This is a genomic window from Microbacterium sp. H6 (assembly GCF_003314775.1).
Lineage (GTDB): Bacteria > Actinomycetota > Actinomycetes > Actinomycetales > Microbacteriaceae > Microbacterium > Microbacterium oxydans.
In genome coordinates, this window is sequence record NZ_QOAY01000178.1 from 1 (window position 1) to 6350 (window position 6350).

The window sequence follows — 6350 nt, forward strand, 5'->3', positions numbered from 1 at the left end:
CACGAGGTCGGCGAGCGGGTCGATCGCCCGCTGCTCGAACCGGGCACCGGTGGCCTCGACCTGCGCCGAGAGGCCGTCGGGCGCCTCGCCGAACTGCCAGGTGACGCGGCCCGGGGCCGCGATCGCGATCGGACCGTGGCGGTAGTCCATCGACGGGTACGCCTCCGTCCATGACTGCGACGACTCGCGCAGCTTCAGCGCGGCCTCGTGGGCGAGGCCGATGGTCCAGCCGCGACCGAGGAACGTGTACTGCTCCGCGTCGCGCAGCTCGTCGTCGCCGTCCTCGGCGAGCACGGCCTCGGCGTCGGCGATGGCGCCGGAGAGGTCCTCACCGAGCGAGGCGCGGAAGAGGGCGAGGGCCGTGGTGGCGAAACGGGTCTGCACCACCGACTTCTCGTCGGCGAACGGCAGCAGCACGGCGTCGTCGACTAGCGAGACCAGCGGCGAGTCCGGGTCTCCGATCACGCCGACCGTGGGGATGCGCCCCTTGATGCGCTCGACGAGCTCGAGCACCTCGCTGGTGGTCCCTGAGCGGGTCAGGGCGACGACGGCGTCATACCCGCGGTCGAGGAAGGCCTCGGATGCCGCGTACGCGTCGGTCTCGCCGTGGCCGGCGGACTCGCGCAGCGCCGCGTACGACTGCGCCATGAACCACGAGGTACCGCAGCCCACGACGGCGATCCGGGCACCGGAAGCGGGGAGCAGCTCCTGCTCGGCCTTCAGGTCTGCGGCCCGAGTCCACATCTCGGGCTGGGAGTTGAGCTCTTCGCGCATGTGTGCGCCGGGCAGCGATTCAGTCATCGAGGTGCCTTTCTGGCGATATGTTGCATACTTGTGATCGTTTCAAGCTTGATTCGATCATAGTATGGCGTCGAATCGAGTCGTCAACAGCTTTACCTTGATTTGTTTGTTCTCCTGACAAATAATCGGACAAGTTCCACCCGAGCCCCGGCTTGAACGATCGCGGTTGCCTCCCGGCGAAGCGGTCACCCACGCACTGTCGCGTGATGTGCTTGCGACTGTGCACCACACCCCCTCCCGACGCGGCCCCGCCGCCGAGGGTTCGGACATCACAGTGAGGAATGCAATACACATGAAGAAGTCACTGCGGTTCGGCGCCGCCGCCATTGCGGCCGTCGCCACGCTCTCGCTCGCTTCGTGCGGGTTCGGCGGTTCTTCCGGCGACAGCGGCGACGCGGAAGGATCCACCACGCTCGACCTCCTCGTCCCGAGCTACTCCGACGGCACCAAGGCCAACTGGGAGACCGTGATCGACGGGTTCGAGAAGGCCAACCCCGACATCAAGGTCAAGCTCGAGGTGCAGTCGTGGGACAACCTCGAGAAGGTCGTCTCCACCAAGATCCAGGCCGGCGAGGCACCGGACATCTACAACGGCGGGCCTTTCGCGGGTTTCGTCGGCGATGAGCTGCTCTACCCGACGAAGGACGTCGTCTCGGACGACACCTACTCGGACTTCCAGGAGTCGTTCCTCAAGAACGCCGAGGTCGACGGCACCGCGTACGCCCTGCCGCTGATCGCCTCGGCTCGCGCCCTGTTCGTCAACAACGCGCTCCTCTCCCAGGCCGGTGTCGAGGCGCCGACCGACTGGGACTCGCTGCTCGACGCCGCGACCAAGGTCTCCGCGCTCGGGGGCGGAGTCGCCGGATACGGCATGCCGCTCGGATCGGAAGAGGCTCAGGCCGAGGCCGCCGTGTGGCTGTGGGGCGGCGGCGGATCGTTCGGCGACGCGTCGGAGATCACGATCGACACCCCGGAGAACCTGGTCGGAGCCGAGCAGATCAAGAAGATGATCGACGCCGGCGCGACCCAGGCCGACCCCGGGTCCACCCAGCGCTCCCCGCTGATGGACATCTTCATCCAGGGCAAGATCGGCATGCAGGTCGGCCTCCCGCCGACGGTCGGCCAGATCGAGGAGAACAACCCCGACCTGGACTACTCCATCGTCCCGATCCCGACGAAGGACGGCTCGCCGTTCACGCTCGGCGTCATGGACCAGCTGATGGCGTTCCAGAACGACGACGACAAGAAGGAAGCGATCACCAAGTTCTTCGACTACTACTACTCGGCAGACGTGTACGTGCCGTGGGTGCAGGCCGAGGGCTTCCTCCCCGTCACCAAGTCCGGCGCCGAGCAGCTCTCCGGCGAGGAGGCCCTCAAGCCGTTCCTCGACGTGCTGCCCGACGCGCAGTTCTACCCGTCGACGAACCCGAAGTGGTCCGCCGCCGACGGTGCGTTCAAGTCGCTGTTCGGCCAGCTGCAGTCGAAGCCGGCGCAGGACGTGCTGACCGAGATCCAGGCACAGGTCGACGCGGGCTGAGCCCGCTGATCGGAGAGGTTCGGGTACCCGAATGAGCCAGAAGACAGAGTCCTCGAACCTCGCGGGGGCGGCGAGCAGCCGCCCCCGCACTCCGAAGACCCCGGATGCCACGCGCGGCAGGCCGGGCGGAAAGGACCTCCTCCAGGCGCTGCCCTGGATCGCACCGGCGCTGCTTCTCATCTTCGGCGTGGTGCTGTTCCCCGCCGGGGTGATGTTCTTCAACTCCACGCGCGACATCTCCCTGTCCGGCCTCGACAAGGGCTCGGTGGGCTTCGACAACTTCGTGACGGTCTTCACCTTCACCGAGTTCTGGCCGATCTTCTTCCGCACGATCGTGTGGGTGGTCGCGGTGGTGACCCTCACGGTGGTGATCTCGCTCGGTCTGGCGCAGATCCTGAACAAGGCCTTCCCCGGGCGTCAGCTCGTGCGCATGGCCGTGATCGTGCCGTGGGCCGCCTCCGTCGTGATGACGACCATGGTGTTCTACTACAGCCTCGAACCGTACTTCGGCATCTTCAACAAGTTCCTCTACGACATCGGGCTCTCCGACGACGCGGTGGGCTACGGCTGGACGAAGAACCCTGCGACGGCCTTCACCTGGTCGATCGTGATCGCGATCTTCGTGTCGCTTCCCTTCACCACGTACACGATCCTCGCCGGGCTCCAGTCGGTCCCGGCCGATGCGATCGAAGCCGCGAAGATGGACGGCGCCGGCCCCGCGCGCACCTACTGGTCGATCGTGCTGCCCCAACTGCGCAGCGCCCTGGCCGTGGCGATCCTCATCAACATCATCAACGTGTTCAACTCGCTGCCGATCCTGAAGGTGATGACCGGCTCGATCCCGGGTTACGGCGCCGACACGATCATGACCCTGATCTTCAAGTACATCGAGCTGCAGAAGAAGGTCGACGTCGCGAGCGCCCTCTCCGTGGTGGCGTTCCTCATCGTCATCGTGATCGTCGCGGCGTACGTGAAGATCGTCAAGCCCATGAAGGAGGTCTGATCATGACCGTGACCGAGACCGAGCTCGTGACCACCGCGGGAGGCCGCGGCCGCCGCACCACCCCTCCGACCCCCGGACGCAAGCGCCGCTACACCGAAGACCAGGTGACGCTGCCCCGCGTGATCCTGCGCACGGTCGCCGGGTTCCTGGTGCTCGCGATCTTCGTGCTGCCGTACCTGATCATGTTCTTCGGCTCGGTGAAGACCAAGGCGCAGATCCGGTCCGTCGATCCCACCTACCTGCCGACCGAGTGGCACTGGGAGAACTACATCTCGATGTGGTCCACCCCCGAGACGCCCCTGCCGTACAACCTGATCTCGACCATCGTCATCGCCGTGTTCGCGACGCTGCTCGTGCTGCTGGTGTCACTTCCGGCGGCGTACTACACGGCACGCTTCAAGTTCCCCGGCCGCATGGTGTTCCTGTTCCTCGTGATCGTCACACAGATGCTGCAGCCGGCCGTGCTGACCTCCGGCCTGTTCCGCCAGTTCACCGTTCTCGGACTCGGCGACACCTGGATGGCGATGATCTTCATCAACGCGGCGTTCAACCTGTCGTTCGCGGTGTGGATCATGCACTCCTTCTTCGCGGGCATCCCCAAGGAGGTCGACGAGGCCGCGCAGATCGACGGAGCCGGACGCTTCACCGTGCTGTTCAAGATCAACCTGCCGCTGGTGTGGCCGGGCATCGTCACCGCGATCGTCTTCACGTTCGTCGCGTGCTGGAACGAGTTCGCCGCCTCGCTGGTGATCCTGTCGACCGACAAGAACCAGCCGCTGTCGGTCGCCCTGACCAAGTTCGTCGGTCAGTACGAGACCAGCTGGCAATACGTGTTCGGCGTCTCGATCGTCGCGATCCTGCCCGTGGTCATCCTGTTCATGCTCATCGAGAAGCGCCTCGTCGGCGGACTGACCGCCGGCAGCGTGAAGTGACCGCTGATGCACATCAGATATGACCCCGAAGTGGATGCCGCTTACCTCACGGTCGGGCGCGAAGTGCAAGCGGGGGAATCTGTTGCACAAGTACCGGAGATTCGAAACCCTCACGGAGTGGGGGAGATCATCCTTGATTTCGATGCAGATGGGCATCTTCTCGGTATCGAGATCCTTCAGGCATCGAAACTTCTTCGATCAGATGACCTTGATCGGGCCAAACGCATCTCGAGCGAACCTTCCTGATGACGTCTAGGTAAACCGCACGCGGGTCCACAGCAGGGTCGTCGCCGCCTCATCCCGGAGGTCGCGACGGCCCTGCCCTTTTCGGAACGAGTGCCCTAGCTGCGCGACGTGGATGCGGCGCGCAGCTGCTCCGGGTTCCACCGCACACCCAAGGCCGAGGTCAGGGCGGCCTGCGCCGCCCCGGCCGCGAGCGACACGCGAGGATCGGCGTAGCGCACCGGCACCTGGGCGGTCCCGCGAGCGGGGTACTCGGTCTCTTTCCGCACCCTGTCGAGGAAGCGCGGTCCGAGCTCGGTCGCGGGTCCCCCGATGACCACCTCGATCGGATCGAGCAGAGCGCTGATGAGCTTGACAGCCCTGGCCAGTGCACGTGCGCCCTCGTCGAGCTGCTCTTCGTCGGCCTGCGCGGCGAGCGCACGGATCTCGGACGCGTCCATGGCGTCGGAGAACTCCTCGCCCAGCATCGCGCCCAGGGCGGCGGCCGACTCGAGGCATCCGCGCTGACCGCATCGGCACGCACGGGCCGCCTCGCCGAACACGACCTGCACGTGCCCGATCTCCCCCGCACGGTCGCGGGGCCCCGGTGCCAGCTCGCCGTCGAGGGTGACGGCCGCACCGACGCCGCCACCGAGGTGGATGAAGAGCCGGTAGCCGGACGGCGACTCCTCCATGCCGGCTTCGGCGATGGCCTCAGCGTCGACGTCGTTGATCAGCAGCACCGGCGCACCGAGCACCCGCTCGAACCGCTCCGCGAGGGGGACGCCCTGCCACTTCAGCTGCACGCTCTCGAGCACCACACGTCCGTCGGTGGTGCCCGGCAGCTGCACGCCGGCGGCGAGGAGTCGACCGCCGAACTCCGCTGCCACGGTGGCGACGGCATCGTCGAGGGTTCGGTCGCGGTTCTCCACGGAGTAGTTCACGCGTCGGCCGTCCACTTCGGTGCCGTCGAGCGCGACGAGGGCGATGTCGGCATGACGAGGCTGGATCACCAGCACAAGGATCACGTGGTGACCCGCGTCGACGCTCAGGGTGGTCGCCCGCTTGCCGCCGGTGCTCGCCGCCTGCTCCCCCTCGACGATCAGCCGGTTCTCGATGAGCTCGGCCACCAGCGAAGACGCGGTGGCGGCGGTCAGACCGGTCGAGCGCGCGATGCCCGCGCGCGTCTGCGTTCCCGGGTTCCGGAAGACCAGCTGCAGTGCCCGCCGCAGGTTCGCGCGCCGAACGGACGCCTGGGTGTCGAGGCCGTCATCCGTGCTCAGCATGTGTTCCCGTTTCCGAGGCTCGCTCCTTGCGAGCTGTTGACAGATCGCCGCGCGATCCGTAGTCTCTCCCTAAGTTTATTCATTGAACTTAGTTGGTCAATGAACCTCATGCTCCGGACGGGCGAGTGCTGCACACACCGTCGCCCGTCCGGCACCTCCTTCTCAGCGGCTCTCGGCCGCTTCGGTGTGGTGGCGGATGACCTCCGCGACCACGAAGTTGAACCACTTCTCCGCGAACTCCGGATCCAGGTGCGCCTCCTCGGCGAGGGCACGCAGTCGTGCGACCTGCTGCTCCTCCCGGTTCGGGTCCGACGCCGGCATCTCGTGCTCCGCTTTCAGATGCCCGACCTGCTGGGTGGCGCGGAAGCGCTCCGCCAGCATGAAGATGAGTGCGGCGTCGATGTTGTCGATGGTGGCACGAAGACGGAGCAGTTCGGCCTTCGGGTCTTCGGCGGCGGTCATGCCCCCTACTCTAGAGCCGCGTGACAACCTGGTTTCGATCCGGGCCACCGCTATCGTGAGCACATGAGCAACGAAGAGTCGCCGGAAACCGCGCCGCACGACGAGGA

At 66.3% G+C, this 6350-nt stretch carries 7 protein-coding genes; 4 read left to right on the forward strand and 3 right to left on the reverse strand.

The window, feature by feature from the left end:
- A partial coding sequence (locus DSP71_RS11425; protein ID WP_113681147.1) for an SIS domain-containing protein occupies positions 1–801 on the reverse strand: 801 nt, incomplete at its 3' end.
- 292 nt (positions 802–1093) lie between these two features.
- On the opposite strand from DSP71_RS11425, the gene DSP71_RS11430 reads away from it, so the two are divergent.
- From DSP71_RS11430 to DSP71_RS11445, 4 genes are read left to right on the forward strand one after another with little or no spacing between them, the layout of a single operon-like run.
- Positions 1094–2338: an extracellular solute-binding protein gene (locus DSP71_RS11430; RefSeq protein WP_061015807.1), complete on the forward strand. Its 1245-nt coding sequence runs from the start codon at positions 1094–1096 to the stop codon at positions 2336–2338.
- Between the two features lie 31 nt (positions 2339–2369).
- The gene (locus DSP71_RS11435; protein ID WP_046748081.1) at positions 2370–3341 is read left to right on the forward strand and encodes a carbohydrate ABC transporter permease; all 972 of its coding nucleotides are present in this window, start codon (positions 2370–2372) and stop codon (positions 3339–3341) included.
- Between the two features lie 2 nt (positions 3342–3343).
- Positions 3344–4273 (forward strand): carbohydrate ABC transporter permease, encoded by a 930-nt coding sequence (locus DSP71_RS11440; RefSeq protein ID WP_171011063.1) that lies wholly within the window; start codon positions 3344–3346, stop codon positions 4271–4273.
- 6 nt (positions 4274–4279) lie between these two features.
- The gene (locus DSP71_RS11445; RefSeq protein ID WP_113681145.1) at positions 4280–4519 is read left to right on the forward strand and encodes a DUF2283 domain-containing protein; all 240 of its coding nucleotides are present in this window, start codon (positions 4280–4282) and stop codon (positions 4517–4519) included.
- Between the two features lie 95 nt (positions 4520–4614).
- On the opposite strand, the gene DSP71_RS11450 is transcribed toward DSP71_RS11445, so the two are convergent.
- Both DSP71_RS11450 and DSP71_RS11455 read right to left on the reverse strand, forming a co-directional pair.
- Positions 4615–5781, reverse strand: a complete 1167-nt coding sequence (locus DSP71_RS11450; protein WP_113681146.1) for an ROK family protein — start codon at positions 5779–5781, stop codon at positions 4615–4617.
- 162 nt (positions 5782–5943) lie between these two features.
- On the reverse strand, positions 5944–6243 hold the full coding sequence (locus DSP71_RS11455; RefSeq protein WP_021200128.1) for a chorismate mutase: 300 nt from the start codon (positions 6241–6243) through the stop codon (positions 5944–5946).
- Positions 6244–6350: the final 107 nt, after the last annotated feature.